Origin of the sequence: Methylobacterium organophilum (assembly GCF_022179465.1) — a bacterium.
GTDB classification, from domain to species: domain Bacteria; phylum Pseudomonadota; class Alphaproteobacteria; order Rhizobiales; family Beijerinckiaceae; genus Methylobacterium; species Methylobacterium organophilum.
Map to the genome: position 1 here is coordinate 285853 of NZ_BPQV01000004.1, position 18382 is coordinate 304234.

Annotated in this window: 20 protein-coding genes; 6 read left to right on the forward strand and 14 right to left on the reverse strand. The window is 72.1% G+C overall.

All coding sequences use genetic code 11. The features are described from left to right. The first annotated feature begins 133 nt into the window (after nt 1–133). On the forward strand, nt 134–514 hold the full coding sequence (locus tag MFF21_RS08795) for a hypothetical protein (protein WP_238310766.1): 381 nt from the start codon (nt 134–136) through the stop codon (nt 512–514). A gap of 73 nt (nt 515–587) precedes the next feature. Beyond that, entirely contained in the window at nt 588–1739 is a 1152-nt protein-coding gene (rnd, locus tag MFF21_RS08800; protein WP_238310767.1) for a ribonuclease D, read from the forward strand. A gap of 12 nt (nt 1740–1751) precedes the next feature. Here rnd and MFF21_RS08805 read toward each other — a convergent pair whose 3' ends face one another. The 3 genes from MFF21_RS08805 to mtnA all read right to left on the reverse strand — a co-directional run bounded on the left by MFF21_RS08805 (nt 1752) and on the right by mtnA (nt 6153). Beyond that, complete coding sequence (locus MFF21_RS08805) at nt 1752–2222, reverse strand: cupin domain-containing protein (RefSeq protein ID WP_238310768.1); 471 nt, start codon at nt 2220–2222, stop codon at nt 1752–1754. Nucleotides 2223–2374: 152 nt separating this feature from the next. After that, nucleotides 2375–4831, reverse strand: a complete 2457-nt coding sequence (locus MFF21_RS08810) for a hybrid sensor histidine kinase/response regulator (RefSeq protein WP_238310769.1) — start codon at nt 4829–4831, stop codon at nt 2375–2377. Nucleotides 4832–5055: 224 nt separating this feature from the next. Further along, nucleotides 5056–6153, reverse strand: coding sequence for an S-methyl-5-thioribose-1-phosphate isomerase (gene mtnA, locus MFF21_RS08815; RefSeq protein ID WP_238310770.1), 1098 nt, complete (start codon nt 6151–6153; stop codon nt 5056–5058). Nucleotides 6154–6421: 268 nt separating this feature from the next. Here mtnA and MFF21_RS08820 point away from each other — a divergent pair, with 268 nt between their 5' ends. Then, complete coding sequence (locus MFF21_RS08820; RefSeq protein ID WP_238310771.1) at nt 6422–6736, forward strand: DUF2853 family protein; 315 nt, start codon at nt 6422–6424, stop codon at nt 6734–6736. Between the two features lie 39 nt (nt 6737–6775). Here the strand turns inward: MFF21_RS08820 and MFF21_RS08825 are convergent, their stop codons facing one another. From MFF21_RS08825 to trmD, 4 genes are all read right to left on the reverse strand, one after another. Beyond that, nucleotides 6776–6982, reverse strand: a complete 207-nt coding sequence (locus MFF21_RS08825) for a DUF1902 domain-containing protein (protein WP_238310772.1) — start codon at nt 6980–6982, stop codon at nt 6776–6778. Nucleotides 6983–7082: 100 nt separating this feature from the next. Further along, nucleotides 7083–8675, reverse strand: coding sequence for a phosphoglycerate dehydrogenase (gene serA / locus MFF21_RS08830; protein ID WP_238310773.1), 1593 nt, complete (start codon nt 8673–8675; stop codon nt 7083–7085). Between the two features lie 152 nt (nt 8676–8827). Next, a complete protein-coding gene (locus MFF21_RS08835; protein WP_238310774.1) occupies nt 8828–10003 on the reverse strand; it encodes a phosphoserine transaminase in 1176 nt (391 codons plus the stop codon). 285 nt (nt 10004–10288) lie between these two features. Further along, nucleotides 10289–11011, reverse strand: a complete 723-nt coding sequence (trmD, locus tag MFF21_RS08840) for a tRNA (guanosine(37)-N1)-methyltransferase TrmD (RefSeq protein WP_238310775.1) — start codon at nt 11009–11011, stop codon at nt 10289–10291. 201 nt (nt 11012–11212) lie between these two features. Here trmD and MFF21_RS08845 point away from each other — a divergent pair, with 201 nt between their 5' ends. Next, a complete protein-coding gene (locus MFF21_RS08845; RefSeq protein WP_238310776.1) occupies nt 11213–12007 on the forward strand; it encodes a bestrophin-like domain in 795 nt (264 codons plus the stop codon). 35 nt (nt 12008–12042) lie between these two features. On the opposite strand, the gene rimM is transcribed toward MFF21_RS08845, so the two are convergent. From rimM to MFF21_RS08870, 5 genes are all read right to left on the reverse strand, one after another. After that, nucleotides 12043–12723, reverse strand: coding sequence for a ribosome maturation factor RimM (gene rimM / locus MFF21_RS08850; RefSeq protein ID WP_238310777.1), 681 nt, complete (start codon nt 12721–12723; stop codon nt 12043–12045). Between the two features lie 87 nt (nt 12724–12810). Continuing rightward, nucleotides 12811–13173: a 30S ribosomal protein S16 gene (gene rpsP / locus MFF21_RS08855; protein ID WP_238310778.1), complete on the reverse strand. Its 363-nt coding sequence runs from the start codon at nt 13171–13173 to the stop codon at nt 12811–12813. Continuing rightward, nucleotides 13174–13509: a chorismate mutase gene (locus tag MFF21_RS08860; protein WP_238310779.1), complete on the reverse strand. Its 336-nt coding sequence runs from the start codon at nt 13507–13509 to the stop codon at nt 13174–13176. After that, entirely contained in the window at nt 13506–15068 is a 1563-nt protein-coding gene (ffh, locus tag MFF21_RS08865; RefSeq protein ID WP_238310780.1) for a signal recognition particle protein, read from the reverse strand. Before ffh ends, MFF21_RS08860 begins: the two co-directional genes overlap by 4 nt. A 16-nt stretch (nt 15069–15084) precedes the next feature. Beyond that, complete coding sequence (locus MFF21_RS08870) at nt 15085–15324, reverse strand: eL24 family ribosomal protein (protein ID WP_238310781.1); 240 nt, start codon at nt 15322–15324, stop codon at nt 15085–15087. A gap of 351 nt (nt 15325–15675) precedes the next feature. Between MFF21_RS08870 and MFF21_RS08875 the strand changes: the two genes are divergently transcribed. Further along, nucleotides 15676–16161: a VOC family protein gene (locus MFF21_RS08875; protein ID WP_238310782.1), complete on the forward strand. Its 486-nt coding sequence runs from the start codon at nt 15676–15678 to the stop codon at nt 16159–16161. A 29-nt stretch (nt 16162–16190) separates the two neighbouring features. Here the strand turns inward: MFF21_RS08875 and MFF21_RS08880 are convergent, their stop codons facing one another. Both MFF21_RS08880 and MFF21_RS08885 read right to left on the reverse strand, forming a co-directional pair. Continuing rightward, a complete protein-coding gene (locus MFF21_RS08880) occupies nt 16191–16874 on the reverse strand; it encodes a YoaK family protein (RefSeq protein WP_238310783.1) in 684 nt (227 codons plus the stop codon). Between the two features lie 170 nt (nt 16875–17044). Further along, the gene (locus MFF21_RS08885) at nt 17045–17491 is read right to left on the reverse strand and encodes a DMT family transporter (RefSeq protein WP_238310784.1); all 447 of its coding nucleotides are present in this window, start codon (nt 17489–17491) and stop codon (nt 17045–17047) included. 222 nt (nt 17492–17713) lie between these two features. Between MFF21_RS08885 and MFF21_RS08890 the strand changes: the two genes are divergently transcribed. Next, a complete protein-coding gene (locus MFF21_RS08890) occupies nt 17714–18217 on the forward strand; it encodes a flagellar biosynthesis protein FlhF (protein WP_238310785.1) in 504 nt (167 codons plus the stop codon). The last annotated feature ends 165 nt before the right edge of the window (nt 18218–18382 follow it).

Here is an 18382-nt window from a genome sequence, read left to right on the forward strand (position 1 = left end):
CCCAGAGCTTCAGGGCAGGCTTGCGGAGGGCCTCCCGCCGGGTGGCCGAGGCGGCGCCCGGGCCGGCGGAGGAGGGTGTCGGAAGACGACGGCCGCGCTTGTGACGGAGGGTGAGAATCCCCATATCAAACGCATGAAATTCCACGATTTTCTCAACGTCTCCGGGCTGCCGTCCCCCGGTGCCCGCGCCGCCCCGGCGGGCTGGCAGGCTCTCCCCCTCGAAGGCCTCTTCGAGATCGTCTACGAGGATTCCCGCGGCGCCTGGAGCACGCGTCTCCTCGACGCGCGCGAGCTCAAGCTCGGGCCGGGGCGCACCCTGCTCGGCGGCATCGACCGGCGCCACGGGCTCTACCGGGGCCTGCGGGCCGACCGGATCCGCCGCCTCGTCGAGCCGGAGACCGGGACGCGGCTGGAGACGGGCATCCTCGACTGGCTGCTCGCCCGGGCCCGGGCCCAGCGCCGCCGCCGGAAGCCTGCCGCGCCCCCGCAGGCGCCGGCGCGGCAGGCTGCGTGAGAGACATGACGAATTCCGGTGATCGCTGCGCGCAAACCTCGCGACGGCGCGAAACCTTCGGTATAGCCGGGGCATGAATCTGATCTCGACCACGCAGGCCCTGGCGGAAGCCTGTGCAGGTTTCGCCGCCCAGCCCTTCGTGACCGTCGACACGGAGTTCATGCGCGAGACGACCTATTATCCCAAGCTCTGCCTGATCCAGATGGCGGGGCCGGACGGGTCGGCCGCCCTGGTGGATCCGCTGGCGCCGGGCATCGACCTCAAGCCCTTCGTGGACCTGATGGCGCATGAGGGCACCGTGAAGGTGTTCCACTCGGCCCGGCAGGATCTCGAGATCGTCTGGATGCTGGGCGGGCTGCTGCCGCACCCGTTCTTCGACACGCAGGTCGCGGCCATGGTCTGCGGCTACGGGGATTCGGTCTCCTACGAGCAGCTCGTCAACGACCTGGCCAAGGCCAAGATCGACAAGTCCTCCCGCTTCACCGACTGGTCGCGCCGCCCCCTCACCGACGCGCAGCTGGAATACGCCCTCTCCGACGTCACCCATCTCGTGAAGATCTACGAGGTGCTCGCCGGCGAGCTGCTGCGGACCGACCGCGGCCTCTGGCTCGACGAGGAGATGGCGGTACTGACCTCGCCCGACACCTACCGGGCCGATCCCGCCGATGCCTGGAAGCGCCTCTCCGGCCGCCTGCGCAAGCCGCGGGAGATCGCGGTGCTGATGGAGGTCGCCGGCTGGCGCGAGGCGGAGGCCCAGGGCCGCAACGTGCCCCGCGGGCGCATCCTCAAGGACGAGGCGGTGATCGACATCGCCTCCAGCCTGCCCCGCAGCGTCGAGGCGCTGGGACGCCTGCGCAGCATCCCGGCGGGCTTCGAGCGCTCGCGCACGGGCAGCGAGATCCTCGCCGCGGTGGAGCGCGGCATGGCGCGGGACCTCGCCGGCATCCGCCTGCCGGAGCGCGGCCGGGCCCGGGGCAACAACGGCGCCGTGACCGAGCTCCTGAAGGTGCTGCTCAAGGCGGTGGCCGAGGCCGAGGGCGTCGCGCCCAAGATCATCGCCACGGTGGACGACCTCGAGGCGGTGGCCGACGACGACGCGGCCGACGTGCCGCTGCTGCACGGCTGGCGCCGCACCCTGTTCGGCGAGAAGGCCCTCGCCCTCAAGGCGGGGCGGCTCGCGCTCTCGACCGAGCGCGGCAAGGTGGTGGTGCGGGAGCTGGCCTGATCCGGGGCCGCCTCAGGCGGCCGCGGCCGGCGGCCCGCCGAGGCTGAAGTACTTCTTCACCGGCCTCCGCACGTCCCAGGTGCCGGAAAAACCCGCGGGCGTCACGAAGGCGTCGCCGGCCCGGTAGGTCTTGGCCCGGCCGTCCCCGTCGGTGACCACCACCTCGCCCTCCAGGATGTGCACGAACTCGTCCTGCTTGAAATCGATGCGCCACTTGCCCGGCTGGCAGGTCCAGATGCCCGCCGAGACGCTGCCATCCGCGTTCCGGTAGACGAAGCTGACCGTCTGGGCCGGATCGCCGGAGAGGATGCGCGCCGGCTCGGGCCGGTAGGGCCGGCACGGGGGCGGGGCGTCGGCGAAATCGACGGTGCACCTGTCCCGGCCGAGCCCCGGCATCAGGCGCCCCGCCGCGCGCAGGCCCACCCCGCCGAACAGGGCCAGCACCGGCGCGCCGAACATGTGCAGCAACCGGGCGATCTCCATCGCATCCCTCCCTCGCGAACCGTCCGAAACCGGCGCGGTCCCGAGGCCGCCCGACAGAACAAGGACGATCCCGGACAGGGACGCATTCCGCGGCATGAGGCGAGACGTCGAAAGACGGTTAAGGCGCGGGACGAAGCGGGCCGCGCCCGCGGTCAGGCCGCCTGCAGCCGCCGGATCTCGTGGATCGCCGCGCGCCGGGTCGCGTGCAGGCGCTCGACCAGCGCGCCGTAATCGGCCCCCGAGACGCAGGCGGTCTCGACCTCGCGGCAGAGCTGCGCCAGTTCCCGGAAGCCGAGCAGGCCGGTCGCCGAGACCATGGCATGGGCGCCGTAGGCGAGGAGCGCGCGATCGGGCAGGGCACCCTCCTCGCCGAGGCGCTTCTGCAATTCCTCCGCGAGGGTGCCGAGCAGGCGGTTGACCTGCTCCCGCCCCATCATCTCGGCCACCTCGTCGAAGACGCCGCGATCGAGCTGGCTGCGCGGCGCGGCGGCCGCTTCGGGCCGCTTCAGCGCCCAGCGCGCGACGATGGCGTGGAGGGCGTCGCGCTTGAACGGCTTGCCGATATGGTCCTGCATGCCGGCCTCGCGGATCGCCGCGATCTCCTCCGGCAGCACGTTCGCCGTCATCGCGACGATGGGGAGGCCGGCGCTCGGATGGGCCAGGGCGCGGATGGCGCGGGTCGCCGCCATGCCGTTCATGCCGGGCATCTGCACGTCCATCAGGACGAGGTCGTAGGCGCGCGCCTGCACCGCGGCGATCGCCGCGGCGCCGCTCGCGGCGACGTCGACCGTGTGTCCGGCGAGTTCGAGGACCGCCAGCGCCAGTTCCTGGTTCAGGGGATTGTCCTCGACGAGGAGCAGGCGGCGGCATGCCGGCGCCGTGGCCCGCCCCGAGGCGGCGGGCGCGGCCAGCGCGCGCGCCGCGAGCGGCAGGGCGAGCTCGAACCAGAAGGTCGAGCCCCGGCCCTCGCGGCTGTCGACGCCGATCCGGCCGCCCATCCGCTCGATCAGCCGCTTGGAGATGGCGAGGCCGAGGCCGGTGCCGCCATATTCCCGCTGGATGGTGCCGTCGACCTGGCTGAAGCGCTCGAAGAGCAGGTGCTGCTTGGCCGCGGGCACGCCGATGCCGGTATCCTGCACGCAGAAGCGCAGCCACGCCCGGCCGTCCCCGTCGCCCGCGGCGGTGGCCGTCGCGGAGAGCAGGACGCCGCCCGCGGGCGTGAACTTGATGGCGTTGTTGAGCAGGTTCAGCAGCACCTGGCGCAGCCGGTCCCGGTCGCCGAGGAAGCCGGCGGTGCGGAGGGCGGGGTCGATCTCGACCCGGGCGGTCAGGCCGAGCCCCTTGCGCTCGGCCCCGGTGCGCACGATCGCCGCCGCCTCGTCGACGAGCTTGCCGAGGGCGAAGGGCTCGCAGACGAGGTCGATCCGGCCGGCCTCGACCCGCGAGAAGTCGAGGATGTCGTTGACGATGGTGAGCAGGGCGGAGCCCGCCGCCTGGATGCGCTCGCCGTGGCGGCGCACCGCCTCCGAGAGGCCGGGCTCCTCCAGCAGGAGGTCGGTATAGCCGAGGATGCCGTTCAGGGGCGTGCGGATCTCGTGGCTCATCGTGGCCAGGAAGTCGGATTTGGCGCGGCTCGCCGCCTCGGCGACGGCCTGGGCCGCCTGCGCCTCGCGGGTGCGCGCGGCGACCCGCTCGGCCAGCGTCGCGTTCAGGTCGCGCAGGTCGCGCTCCGCCGCCTCCCGCCGGGTGTCGTCGCGCAGGGTCAGCACGGCGCCGACCTGGGCGCCGGCCCCGTCCCGCAAGGGCTGCGCCGAGCCGATGGCCAGCACCTCGGTGCCGTCCGGGCGCAGGATGCGCCAGCGGGCATCCCGCACGGTCTCGCCCCGCACCGCGCGGGCGAGGGGCAGGTCGAGGGCCGGGTAGGGCCGGCCGTCCTCGGTGTAGAGGTGGTAGGTGTCGCTATAGGCGTCGGGCTCGATGTCGAGGCGCAGGACGCCGTGGATGGCCGCGGCGGCCTCGTTGACGAAGGAGATGCTGCCGGCCGCGTCGGTGACGATCACGCCCTCGGCGAGCTGCCCGAGGATGGCGGCGTGCCGCGCGGCGGCCTCCTGCGCCCCGGCGGCATTGGCCTCGTAGAGCTTCAGATGGGCGACGACGACGCTCGCCATGTCCTGCAATTGCCGGCGCTCGGCCTCGGAGAAGCGGCGGGGCCGGGTGTCGATGACGCAGAGCGTGCCCAGGCGCAGGCCGGGCGCGAGGCTGAGGGGCGCGCCCGCGTAGAAGCGGAGATGGGGCGCCCCCGTCACCAGCGGGTTGTCGGCGAAGCGCGGATCCGCCTGCGCATCCTCGATCACCAGGACCTCGTCCGCGAGGATCGTGTGGGCGCAGAGGGCGACCTCCCGGGGATCGCCGTCGCCGCTCACGCCGCATTTCGCCTTGAACCATTGCCGGTCCGCGTCGACCAGCGTCACCGTGGCGATCGGAACCGAGAACAGGGCCGCCACCGTCCGGCAGACCGCGTCGAAATGCGGTTCCGGCGGCGTGCCGAGGATGCACAGGCTGCGCAGCACCGCGAGCCGTTCAGCCTCGTTGGGCGGGAGGGGGGCCATGCAGGAAATGTCCCGGAACAATCGGCGGCGATCGCGGCGGCGGCGATTCGGTTCTTAACGAGGACAACTTACCGTCGCGTGAAGCGGCCGACACGCGCCAACCAGATCCGGCGAGGCCGGAGGCGCGGGGCCCCAGATCGCAATCTCAGGTATTTTCACTCGCAAAGAATCTCGGGTCGACGCGCCAATAGATACGATCTCCAGTTGTCATCCCGGTCGTCGCGTCAGGCCGCCCTGCGCCGCTCCGGATAGAGGGCGAGCAAGCCTTCTGCGCTGGCCGGGCAGACGCCGCGCTCGGTGATGAGGCCGGTGACGAGGCGGGCCGGCGTCACGTCGAAGGCGGGGTTCGCCACGGGGCTGCCGGGGGAGACCACCTGGATCGTGGCGAAGCCGCCTCCGTCGAGCCGGCCGGTGAGATGGGTGACCTCCCGGGCCGCGCGCTCCTCGATCGGGATCCCGGCGACGCCATCGTCGAGCGTCCAGTCGATCGTCGAGAAGGGCAGGGCGGCGTAGAAGGGCACGGCGTTGTCGCGGGCGGCGAGGGCCTTCAGATAGGTGCCGATCTTGTTGCAGACGTCGCCCGAGGCCGTGGTCCGGTCCGAGCCGACGATGCAGGCATCGATCTCGCCGTGCTGCATCAGGTGGCCGCCGGCATTGTCGGCGATCACGGTGTGGGGCACCCCGTGGGCGTTGAGCTCGAAGGCGGTGAGCGCCGCGCCCTGGTTGCGGGGCCGGGTCTCGTCCACGAAGACATGGACCGGCACGCCGGCATCGTGGGCCACGTAGATCGGCGCCAGGGCGGTGCCCCAGTCGACGGTGGCGAGCCAGCCGGCATTGCAATGGGTCAGCACGTTGATCCGCCCGCCCTTCGCCTGCGCGAGTTCGGCGAGGAGCCGGGCGCCGTGCTCGCCGATGGCGCGGCAGCTCGCCACGTCCTCCTCGGCGATGCGGCCGGCCTCGGCATAGGCATGGGCGGCGCGCTGGCCCGGGGGGAGGGGGCGGAGATGGGCCGCGACCCGGTCGAGGGCCCAGCGCAGGTTGATCGCGGTCGGGCGGGTGGCCGTCAGCGTCGCCACCGCCTGGTCGAGCCCGGCATCGGAGGCGTCGGCGCGCAGGGCCAGGGCCAGCCCGTAGGCGGCGGTGACGCCGATCAGCGGGGCGCCGCGCACCACCATGGTGCGGATCGCATCCGCCGCCTCGTCCAGGGTGGCGAGGCGCTTCAGTTCGAAGGCGAAGGGCAGGCGGGTCTGGTCGATCACCTGGACCGAGACGCCGTCGGCATCGGGAAAGATGGTGCGGTAGGGGGTGCCGTCGATCTTCATGGGGCGGGTGTCGCACGAAGCGTCCGGGCGGGCCAGTCCCGCGCCGCCGCGCCCCGCCCGCCCCGGTCGCCACGTCCTCCCATGCTGGCTGCACGCTGTGCTGGTGCTTCCCCGGCCGGGGAGCCGGAAAGTCAGTCCTGGGCGAGGGCGGGCCGATCTATTGTGGAAGAACCGCCCGGCCTCTGCCATACAGCCAAGAATTGTATCATTCTGGAACGGCCGCCCGCGAGGACAGGCTCGCCCCACGGCTGAGAAGGAGGACGCCGCGATGTCGGACCATCTCGAGGATGTCAAGAAATACGCGAAGAAGCCGGTCAACGAGGCCGCCGTGGCCGGCCTGGAGAAGACGTACCGACTCGTCCTGTCGAAGCCCGACACGCGCTACGTCGCCTGCTCCGACAAGGCGGAGCTGGAGACCGTGCGCAAGAACTTCCTGGAGAAGAAGCTCGGCCTGTCCGGCGACGGCCTCGACGCCTCGATCAAGTCCGTCTGCGAGGCGATGAAGGCGAGCCGGGCCAAGTCGCGGCTCACCTTCTACTACCTGCTCGCCGAGCATCACGGGAAGCTCGACGCCCTCGCCTGACGCGCCGTCCCGGGGGCGGTGCCCGCCGCCCCCGCGCGCTCAGCGGGTGACCCGCTCGACGAAGACGTCGATATAGGCGTCGGGCGCGAGGCCGAGCAGGTCGCGGACATTGCCCGGCAGGTCGCACATCAGCGCCTGCATCGTCGGCCCCTGCGCGGCGAGCCCGGGCAGGGACGAATCGGACACGACGTAGAGGCCCGCCGCCTCGTCCCAGGCGCAGCGAACGGTGACACGGCATCCCATCATGGCCTCCTCGGGCTCGGGGGTGGGGGCGGGCGGCGCGGCCTCGGTCGCGCCGTCGGGGTCGGGCCGGCCGTCGGGGCCAGCGGCGGGTGCCGTGCGCGGCTCAGAACTGGACGGGTCGAACACGCTTCACCTGCGGGATCGCCTCGATCGCCTTGAGCACGTCGTCGGAGACGGGTCCGTCCACCGCCACGAAGGCGATGGCGTTGCCGCCCTCCGCCTCGCGGCCGAGGGCGAAGGTCGCGACGTTGACGCCGGCCTCGCCCAGCACCGAGCCGAAGCGGCCGATGAAGCCCGGCTTGTCGTGGTTGCGCACGTAGAGCATGTGCGGCGCGAAGGCGGCGTCGATGTCGATGCCGCGGACCTCGATGACCCGGGGCTTGCCGTCGTGGAAGACGGTGCCGGCGGCGTCCCGCGGCATGTCCTCGGCATCGACGATGATGCGCACGACCGATTCGTAGTCGCTCGCCCCGCCCTCGCGCTTGACCTCCTCGACGACGATGCCCCGCTCCTTCGCGATCACCGGCGCGGAGACCATGTTCACGTCCTGGAGGATCGGGCGCAGCACGCCGGTCACCGCCGCGGAGGTGAGCGCCCGGGTGTTCATGGCCGCGACCGTGCCCTCGTAGGTGATGCGGATGCCCTTGATCGGCGCCTCGGTGAGTTGGCCGAGGAAGGAGCCGAGCTTTTCGCAGAGCGCGACGAAGGGCTTGAGCCGGGGCGCCTCCTCCGCCGAGATCGAGGGGAAGTTGATCGCGTTGGTGATGGCGCCTGAGAGCAGGTAATCGGCCATCTGCTCGGCGACCTGCAGGGCCACGTTCTCCTGCGCTTCGGAGGTCGAGGCGCCGAGATGGGGCGTGCAGATCACGTTGGGGTGGCCGAAGAGCGGGTTCTCGGTGGCCGGCTCGGTCACGAACACGTCGAAGGCCGCCCCCGCCACGTGCCCGGATTCGAGCGCCGCGCGCAGGGCGACCTCGTCGACGAGGCCGCCGCGGGCGCAATTGACGATGCGCACGCCGCGCTTCGTCTTGGCGAGGTTCTCGGCCGAGAGGATGTTGCGGGTCTTGTCCGTCATCGGCACGTGCAGGGTGATGATGTCGGCCCGGGCCAGCAGCGGGTCGAGCTCCACCTTCTCGACGCCGATCTCCAGCGCCCGCTCCGGGGTGAGGTAGGGGTCGTAGGCGATCACCTTCAGCTTCAGGCCGATCGCCCGCTCGGCGACGATGGCGCCGATATTGCCGCAGCCGATCACGCCGAGGGTCTTGCCGGTGAGCTCGACGCCCATGAACCGGTTCTTCTCCCACTTGCCGGCCTGGGTGGAGGCGTCGGCCTGCGGGATCTGGCGGGCGAGCGCGAACATCATGGCGATGGCGTGCTCGGCGGTGGTGATGGAATTGCCGAAGGGCGTGTTCATCACGATCACGCCGCGCGCCGTCGCGGCCGGCACGTCGACATTGTCGACGCCGATGCCGGCGCGGCCGATCACCTTGAGGTTGGCGGCCTCCGCCAGCAGCTTGGCGGTCGCCTTGGTGGCCGAGCGGATGGCGAGGCCATCGTACCGGCCGATGACCTTGGCCAGCGCCTCTTTGTCCTTGCCGAGGTCCGGCTGGAAGTCGACGTCGATGCCGCGATCCCGGAAGATCTGCACGGCGGCGTCGGAGAGGGCGTCGGAGATGAGGACTTTGGGTTGAGCCATGGGGGCACCTGTCGGGCAGGCGCGCAGGATCTCCGGCCATTCACGGGCGCGACCGGTCGCAACGGTACGGAGGGACCGGCGGATCGCTGAACGCGCAGGCAGATAAGGAAACGGCCGGTCACGCGGGACCGGCCGTCGAGATCACGGGACGATCAGGCCGCCGCGGCGGCGAGCGCCGCCTTTTCCTGGGCGAAGGCCCAGTCGAGCCAGGGCGTGAGCGCCGCGAGGTCCGAGGCCTCCACCGTGGCGCCGCACCAGATCCGCAGGCCGGCCGGGGCGTCGCGATAGGCCCCGAAGTCGAAGGCGACGCCCTCGTTCTCCAGGCGCGAGACGATGCCCGCGGCGACCTTCTTGACCACCGCGTCGCCCTTGGCGAGGACGTCCGGATCCGTGAGCACGAGGCAGACGCCCGTGTTCGAATAGGTCGACGGGTCGACGGCGAGATGCCCGATCCAGGAGGTGCGGGCGACCCAGTCGTGGATCACCTTGGCATTGGCGTCCGCACGGGCGTGCAGGGCGTCGAGGCCGCCGATGGACTGGCCCCACTTGAGGGTGTCGAGATAGTCCTCGACCGCGAGCATCGAGGGCGTGTTGATGGTGTCGCCCTTGAAGATGCCCTCGATCAGCTTGCCGTCCTTGGCGAGGCGGAACACCTTCGGGATCGGCCAGGCCGGCGTATGGCTCTCGATGCGCGCCACGGCGCGGGGCGAGAGGATCAGCATGCCGTGCGCGGCCTCGCCGCCCATCACCTTCTGCCAGGAATAGGTGACGACATCGAGCTTGTCCCACGGCAGCGGCATCGCGAAGGCGGCCGAGGTCGCGTCGCAGATGGTGACGCCCTCGCGGTCGTCGGCGATCCAGTCGCTGTGCGGGATCTTCACGCCGGCGGTGGTGCCGTTCCAGGTGAAGACGACGTCGTTGTGCTTGGTGTCGATCGCGTCCAGCGCCGGCAGGATGCCGTGCTCGGTGGTGCGGACGATCGGCTCGATCTTCAGCTCGGTGAGGGCGTCGGTGACCCACTCGGCCCCGAAGGAATCCCAGGCCATGACCTCGACGGGCTTCGGGCCGAGCATCGACCACATCGCCATCTCGACGGCGCCGGTATCCGAGCCGGGAACGATGCCGATGCGGTAATCGGCGGGCATGCGCAGGACCTTGCGGGTCAGCTCGATGGCCTCGGCGAGCTTGGCCTTGCCGGCGGCGGAGCGGTGCGAGCGGCCGAGGGCGGCGCCGGACAGGGCGTCGAGGGTCCAGCCGGGACGCTTGGTCGTGGGGCCGGACGAGAAATTGGGCACGCGCGGGCGCGCGGTGGGCTTCTGAGCCGTCATGTCAACCATCCTTCCAGATGAGCGCCTCCCGTTGGGGGGAGGTGTCCCGCCGCGGGGAATGACGGATCGCGCGGCGGAACGCAAGGACTTTTCGACACCACCGCAGGACGCCGGCACATCAATAGAGCGCCAGTAGAAGAGTGTTCTTTGCTTCCGCCGCCCGAGAACACACGCTCCGGTTTCATCACGATCCGTTGAGGCCCCGTTCCCTCCGCAGCGCCTCTCCGCGGCCCTGGGGCGAGAAGAACCGCGCGCAGCGCGGTCGAGGGGGGGGGAAGGCGGCGCCTACCGCTCGTCGCCGCCCAGCAGATCCGGGCGTCGCTCGCGCGTGATCCGCTCGGCCTCCGCCTGCCGCCAGCGGGCGATGGCGGCGTGGTTGCCGCCCATCAGCACCGCGGGGATGGCGCGGCCCTCCCAGTCCCGCGGCCGGGTGTAATGGGGGTATTCGAGGCGGCCGCCCTCGAAGCTCTCCTCGACCCCGGATTCGTGCTTGCCCATCACCCCGGGCAGCAGGCGCACGCAGGCATCCATCAGCACCAGGGCCGCGATCTCGCCGCCGGAGAGCACGTAGTCGCCGATCGAGACCTCCTCCAGGCCGCGCCCCTCGATCACCCGCTCGTCGACGCCCTCGAAGCGCCCGCACACGATCACCACGCCCGGCCCCGCGCCGAGGGCGCGCACCCGCGCCTGCGTCAGCGGCGTGCCGCGGGGCGACATCAGCAGGCGGGGGCGGGGATCACCCGGGGGCGCGGCGGCGTCGATGGCCGGCCCGAGCACGTCGCAGCGCAGCACCATGCCGGCGCCGCCCCCGGCGGGCGTGTCGTCCACGCTGCGGTGGCGGCCGAGGCCGTGCTCGCGGATCTGCCGCGCCTCCAGGCTCCAGGCGCCGCGGGCGAGCGCGTCGCCCGACAGCGACAGGCCGAGGGGCCCGGGAAACATCTCCGGATAGAGGGTCAGGACGGTGGCCCGCCAGGGTGAGGCCGCACCGGGCAGAGGGCTGTCGCGCATGCCGCTTGATGACGGGGCCGGCCGGTCCGGTCAACGCAGCCGTGACCGGGGCGCGGTACGATGCGGCCTCCGCCGGATCCGGGATGGCCGGTGGCTCGGCCGGTTCGGCGTCTCTCCTGGGGAGGGACCGGGGCGCCTTTACCGAATGGGAACGGGCGCAACGTCACGTAGCGGGCCGTTCCTGCTCCGATCGATCCTGCGATGTTCCTCAGCTTCTGGCTCAACCAACCGGTCTGGTTGATGTTCACCCTCCTGACGGGGGGCTTCCTGGCGTTCTGCGGGCTCCTGATCCTGCTCACCGTCCTTCCCCGGACGCGGTCCGTCATTCGTCGGGTCGCGCCCGGCATCGTGCCGACCTACATCAGCATCATTCCCGTGCTGCTCTCCCTGCTGACCGGCTTCGTCGCCAGCGATGCCTGGGAGCGCCAGCGTCAGGCGGGGCGCGTGGTTCTGGCCGAGCGGACCCACGCCTTCGCCATCTTCGATCTGAGCATCGCCGCGGCGCCGGACATGAGCCAGCTGCGCGCCCAGCTCTTCGCCTATCTCGATGCGGTGGTGAAGGACGAATGGCCGTCCATGGCCAAGACCGGGGCCGCCTCGCCCCTGGCGGGCGACGCCATCGGCCGCCTGCTCCAGGCGGCGGCGGCGCCGGGCATCGCCGCGGAGGCGGGCCAGGCCACCCATGCGGCCCTGCTCGAAGCGGTGATGCAGCTGCGCTCGGCCCGGAGCGAGCGTCTGGCGCTGAGCGCCGCCCGGAGCGACGAGACCAAGTGGCTGACCCTGCTGGTCCTGGCCGCGCTGACGCTGACGGCGCTCGCCCTGGTCCATTGGGAATCCCCGCTGGCGCAGACCGCGACGCTCGCCCTGTTCTCCATCGCGATCGTGACCACGCTCGGGGTGATCGCGCTGCACGAGCGTCCCTTCGACGGGCCGCTGGCGCTGTCCTCCGATCCGATCCGGCTCGCCCACGTCACGATGGTCTCGCACGGCCCCTGACCGGCCGCCCGGGGGGCCGGCGGCCCGAGGCAGGGTCAGGCCGGCTCGTCGGCGGGCTTCGGCCCGGGCGGGGCGAAGAGGTCGTCGGGCGCGGCGACCACGACATGGCCCTCGGCCAGCGCCAGCACCGGCACGAAGGCCTTGGTAAAGGGCAGGAGCGCGGTGGCGCCGCCGGATGCGGGCCGGATCTCCAGAAGGTCGCCGCCGCCGTAATTCGGCACGGCGACGATGGTGCCGAGGGTCACGCCGCCGCCGTCGCGGACGGACAGGCCGATCAGGTCGGCGAGGAAGACCTCGTCCTCATCCGCCGCCGCGCCGAGGCGCGCCCGGGGAATGGCGAGGGTGACGCGGTTCAGGGCTTCCGCGCCGGTGCGGTCGGAGACGCCCTTCACCCGGGCGATCAGCAGGTCGGCGGCGCTGCCCGGGGCGGGGCGGACCTCCGCGAGTTCGAGCGTGCGCCCGTCGGAGGCGTGCAGGGGGCCGTAGCCCGCGATGGCGAGGGGATCGCCGGTATAGGATTTCAGCCGCACCTCGCCGTGCAGCCCGTGCGGCCGGCCGAACTCGCCGAGCAGGACGAGGCCCGGATCGGGGGAGGCGGGCGGCGGGGCCTTCGCGGCTTTGGCGGCGTCCGGCTTTCGGGCCGAGGTGACGGCCTCGGGGCCGAGCGGCTCGGGCCGCGCGGGTCCGCGCGATGAGGATCCGGGGCGGCGGGCCATGCGGTGCCTGTCGATCTCCGCGAAAGAAATGCCCTCCCCCCGGGCGGGGGAGGGCAGCCCTCCCCGCAAGGGGGAGGGGGGGACGGATCAGGCCGCGGCGTCTTCGGCCGGGGCGGCGGCCTTCTCGGCACGCTTGGCGGCACGCTCCTTGGCCTTGTCGCCGGGCTCGGCCTTCTTCGGGTTGTTACGGGCCGGGCGCTTGGCCAGGCCGGCGGCGTCGAGGAAGCGCAGGACGCGGTCGGTCGGCTGGGCGCCCTTGGCGAGCCAGGACTGGATCTTCTCGTTGTCGAGCACGATGCGGGCCGGATCGTCCTTGGCCTTCATCGGATCGTAGGCGCCGACCTTCTCGATGAAGCGGCCGTCGCGCGGGGCGCGGGCGTCGGCGACGACGATGCGGTAATAGGGGCGCTTCTTGGCGCCGCCGCGGGTGAGGCGGATCTTGAGGGACATCTAGTCTTTCCTTTCGGTCTGTTTCTGGAGATCGGCGTTCAACGCGATCGTCTGGTGGTGCCGGATGACTTCCCGCACCACGAAGGCGAGGAATTTTTCGGCGAAATCGGGGTCGAGCTTGGCCTCGACCGCGAGATTCCTCAGGCGCTTGACCTGACGCGCCTCCCGGTCCGGATCGGAGGGAGGCAGGCCCTTGCGGGCCTTCAGCTCGCCGACCCGCTGCGTGCAGCGGAAGCGCTCGGCGAGCAGATGGATCAGCGCGGCATCGAAGTTGTCGATGCTGTCGCGCAGGCGGGCGAGCTCGGGGTCGACCCCTTGTGCGGAGAGGATCGTCATTTCTTCTTGCCCGGCAGGAAGCCGCTCAGGCCCGGCAGCTTCGGCGCGCCGAGGCCCGGAAGGCCCGGCATCTTGCCCCCGCCGAGACCCGGCGGCATCGGCGGCAGCTTGCCGCCGAACTGCTTCTCGATCTGCGCGATCTGCTCCGGCGTCGGCTCGGGCATGCCCGGGGGCAGCTTCATGCCGCCCGGCAAGCCGCCGGGCATGCCGCCGCCGAGACCGAACATGTTGCCGAGCGCCTGGCCGATGCCGCCGCGCTTGCCCGAGCCCATGGCCTTCATCATGTCGGCCATGGTCCGGTGCATCTTGAGGAGCTTGTTGATCTCCTCGACCTTCACGCCGGCGCCCGCCGCGATGCGCTTCTTGCGGCTGTTCTTGAGGAGGTCGGGGTTCCTGCGCTCCTGCGGCGTCATCGAGGAGATGATCGCCCGCTGGCGCTTGAACATCTTCTCGTCGAGATTGGCGCCCTCGACCTGCTTCTTGATCTGGCCCATGCCGGGCAGCATGCCCATCAGGCCGCCGATGCCGCCCATCTTCTCCATCTGGGCGAGTTGCATGGACAGGTCCTCGAGGTCGAACTTGCCCTTGCGCATCTTCTCGGCGGTGCGCATCGCCTGCTCGGCGTCGATGGTCTCCGCCGCCTTCTCGACGAGGGAGACGATGTCGCCCATGCCGAGGATGCGGTTGGCCACGCGCGCCGGGTGGAACTCCTCCAGGGCGTCGACCTTCTCGCCGACGCCGACGAGCTTGATCGGCTTGCCGGTGACCGCGCGCATGGAGAGCGCCGCGCCGCCGCGGGAATCGCCGTCCATGCGGGTGAGCACGATGCCGGTGACGCCGATGCGGCTGTCGAAGGCGCGGGCGGTGTTGACCGCGTCCTGGCCGGTCAGCGCGTCGGCGACGAGGAGCACCTCGTGCGGGTTGGTCGCCGCCTTCACCTCGGCGGCCTCGGCCATCAGGGCCTCGTCCACCGTGGTGCGGCCGGCGGTGTCGAGCATCACCACGTCGAAGCCGCCGAGGCGGGCCGCCTCCATGGCGCGCCGGGCGATCTGCACCGCCGACTGGCCGGCGACGATCGGCAGGCTCTCGACCTCGACCTGCCGGGCCAGGACCGCGAGCTGCTCCATCGCCGCGGGGCGGCGCGTGTCGAGGGAGGCGAGCAGGACGCGGCGGCGGTCGCGCTGGTTGAGGCGCCGGGCGATCTTGGCGGTGGTGGTGGTCTTGCCCGAGCCCTGCAGGCCGACCATCAGGATGGCGACGGGGGCGGGGGCGTTGAGGTCGACGACGCTCGCCTCGGTGCCGAGCATGGCCACGAGCTCGTCGTTGACGATCTTCACGACCATCTGGCCGGGGGTCACCGACTTGAGCACGGTGGCGCCCACGGCCTTCTCGCGGACCTTGTCCGTGAAGCCGCGCACCACCTCCAGGGCCACGTCCGCCTCGAGCAGGGCGCGGCGCACCTCGCGCATGGCGGCGGTGACGTCGGCCTCGGTCAGCGCGCCGCGGCGCGTCAGCCCGGAGAGGATGCCGGAAAGGCGGTCGGACAGGCCTTCGAACATGCGGTCTCGCCCGTCCCTACTGGTGGAGGCCGGCCTTGAGGACGCGGCGTGCCCGCAGCGCATCCTCGAAGCCGGCGATGGCCCGGGCGAACTTGTCCCGGCATTCGGGATTACAGAAGCCCACGACGGCGCCGTTGTAGAGGGTGAGCGAATCCGCGGCGATCGGCTTGCCCGACCACGGGCACAGCTCGTTCACCGCATCCTCGATGCGCAACGCCGTCGCGTTGTGGGCCGTCTCGGTCTTGGCAGGCGCCATGCGGGCTCACCTCGGGGTTTTCCACGGATCGCGCCAACGCGAAGCACGCCCGAGGGCGCGGACGCGCTGTCGGGCGTTGACCTCCGGTCCCTCGGACCGGTCGGCGGCTCGCATGACGATGGATCGTCGGAATGTGGAGGGCGGCGTTAAGCCGGGGACGGGCGCAAGTCAAGGGAGGGCGGCGGCGCGACCCGGCTCCGAGGGCGGCCGGGGCCTGCCGCCCCGGCGCGCGCGCGGGACGGCCGCGGTGCCGGAGGAGACCAGCCTCGGCCCCGACATTTGCGGCGCCCGGTGCCCGATGCTTGGATGAGCCCGGCCGCGCCGAATCGGCCGCGCGAGGGAGAAGCCGTCATGGCCGCGAGGAACGCCAAGAACACGATCTGCCTGTGGTACGACAAGGAGGCCGAGGCGGCCGCCCGGTTCTACGTCGAGACCTTCCCCGACAGCGCGATGGGAGCCGTCCATCGCGCCCCGACCGACTTCCCGTCCGGGCGGGCGGGCGACGTGCTCACGGTCGCGTTCACCGTGGCCGGCATCCCGTGCCTCGGCCTGAACGGCGGCACGGCCTTCCGGCATAGCGAGGCCTTCTCCTTCCAGATCGCCACGGACGACCAGGCGGAGACGGATCGCCTCTGGCACGCCATCGTCGACCATGGCGGCCAGGAGAGCGCCTGCGGCTGGTGCAAGGACCGCTGGGGCATCTCGTGGCAGATCACGCCGCGCGTTCTCACCGACGCCCTGGCGGCGGGGGGCGAGGAGGCGAGGCGGGCCTTCACGGCCATGATGACCATGCGAAAGATCGACGTCGCCGCCATCGAGGCGGCCCGCCGCGGGTGAGGATCGGTCTTTAGCCCCGGGGCCCTCCGTCACGCCCCGTCCGGGTCGCGCACGAAGAGCAGCCCGGCCAGGACGAGGGCCGGCACGAGGGCGCACCAGAAGGACCAGGCGGCGACGGCGAACGCCCCCGCCAGGGCCCCCGACGCGAAGGCCAGCACCGCCGAGAGCGTCCGCCGCAGCCGGGCGCCGGCCTGATCGCCGAGGCGCACGCCGCAGAGGCGATCGGTCAGGTCGATCACGGCCTGGGTGACGTTGACGGTCATGACGGTCGTCGCCGCCAGGTGGCCGATGACCAGGCGGCCGATCCCGTTCTGGATCCCCATGGCGGCGACGCCGAGCATGCCCACGGCGATCGCCCGCGCGCCGTCCGGCGAGCCGAGGGGAGACAGGGCCATGCCCGCGACCGCGAACGCGACCAGGACCGCGGCCTCGAGCGCCAGCAGGGGCCGCAGCGGCCGCGTCCCAGTGCGCTCCAGGAGGCGCGTGATCAGCCGGGTGGCGGCCACGGCCAGGACGAAGACGGGCAGGGCGAGCAGCTTGGCGAGGACCCCCGTCGAGGCGGAGACGAGCTCCGCGCCGATCAGGACGAAGTTGCCGGTCACATGGGCGGTGAACAGGCCGGTCAGGGCGATGAAGGCCGCGGCGTCCACGAAACCCGCGACGAACGACAGTCCGACGCCGATCAGGACATCCCGGTTCGCGGGAAGGGGCATGGCGTGTCGGTCTCCTCGCCGGCCCGGCGCCGACGGGGCGCGGGTCGCATGACGCGCCCCACCCTCGCGGAAAGGCCGCGGCTGCCCGATACCGGCACCGCCCGCGACGCGCCAGCGGAGACGGGAGCGAAGGCGCCGGGGCAGCAGAGCGAGAAGGCCGCCCCGACGCCTCAGCGCCGGATCAGCACCACCCCGCCGATCAGCAGCGCCACGCCGATCAGGCGGGGCAGGTCGATCGCGCGCTGGGTGAGGCCGAACAGCCCGAAATGGTCGAAGGCGATCGAGGCGAGCATCTGGCCGGTCACCAGCAGGGCGAGGAAGGTCGCCGCGCCGAGCTTGGGCACCAGCAGGATCGCGAGCCCGATGAAGAGCGTGCCGAAGGCGCCGCCGGCCCAGGCCCACCAGGGCACCCGCGCGGCCACGCTCGCCGAGGGGAGGGGATCGCGCAGGGCCAGCGCCAGGGCGGACATGCAGAGGACGCCGACGAAATAGCTCGCGAAGCCCGCCCAGGTCGCCGAGTCGAGGCTCTCCTTGAGGCTGGAATTGAGCACCTGCTGCGTCACGACGCTCGCCCCCGCCAGCAGGGCGAGCAGCATGTAGGGCATGGCGCTGAGCATCACGGATCCTTCCCGGGCCGTTCCGGAATCGGGTCCCGGGCCGGCCGCGACGGCGTCGTCCCCGGCCCTGCCCGGCGGCCGCGGAAGGCCATGCCCGGATTTCGGACAGGGTCAAGCCGGCGCCGCCGCCGGGGGCGGCAGCGGGCCCGCAACTCCGTTAACCTTTACCGATCGTTAAGCATGTTCGGGCGAGATGCGGCCATCTGATCCGAGGACGCCGCCATGTCGGAACCCGCCCGCCAGCACCCCGCGCCGGACAGCGCCCCCCGCTCCCCCGGCGCGCCGGGGCCCCTGCGCGACTGGCTCGCCGCCATGCGGGCGGCGGCGGCCGAGCAGCGCGACGCCCCCCAGGCCGCGCCGTCCCCGGCCAAGCCGCAGCCGCCCGCCCGCGAGATCGGCATGGCCGAATCCGGTTTCGGCGGGGAGCCCGTGCAGAGCCGGCCGCCGCGCCGCGTCATCCCGCCGGCGGCCAAGGCGGAGCCGGAGCCCGACGACGAAATCTCCGAGCTGATGGCCGAGAACATGCTGCTGAAGGCGCGCCTGCGCCTGGAGGCGGAGCGCCAGGACGAGCTGCAGCGCATCCTGGCCCAGGAGATCCGCGAGCTGCGCCAGCACGTCCAGGACGAGATCGCCAAGCTCGACGGCCTGCGCGCCGAGCGCGACCTCTGGATGGCCCGCTGCGAGGCCCTCGCCACGCCGCTGTTCCAGCCGGGGCCGAAGCGCTGAGCCCCGCCCGGCTTCCACGGCACAGCTGAAAGACCGAAGGGCCGCCCCGGTGGGGGCGGCCCTTCCATTGTCGAACCGTGTTCGTCCGACGAAACCTGCCGTGATCCTGCGAATGCGTCAGGCGCACACGCCGGAGGCAACGGTCCAGGTCTTGGTCGCCGGCGA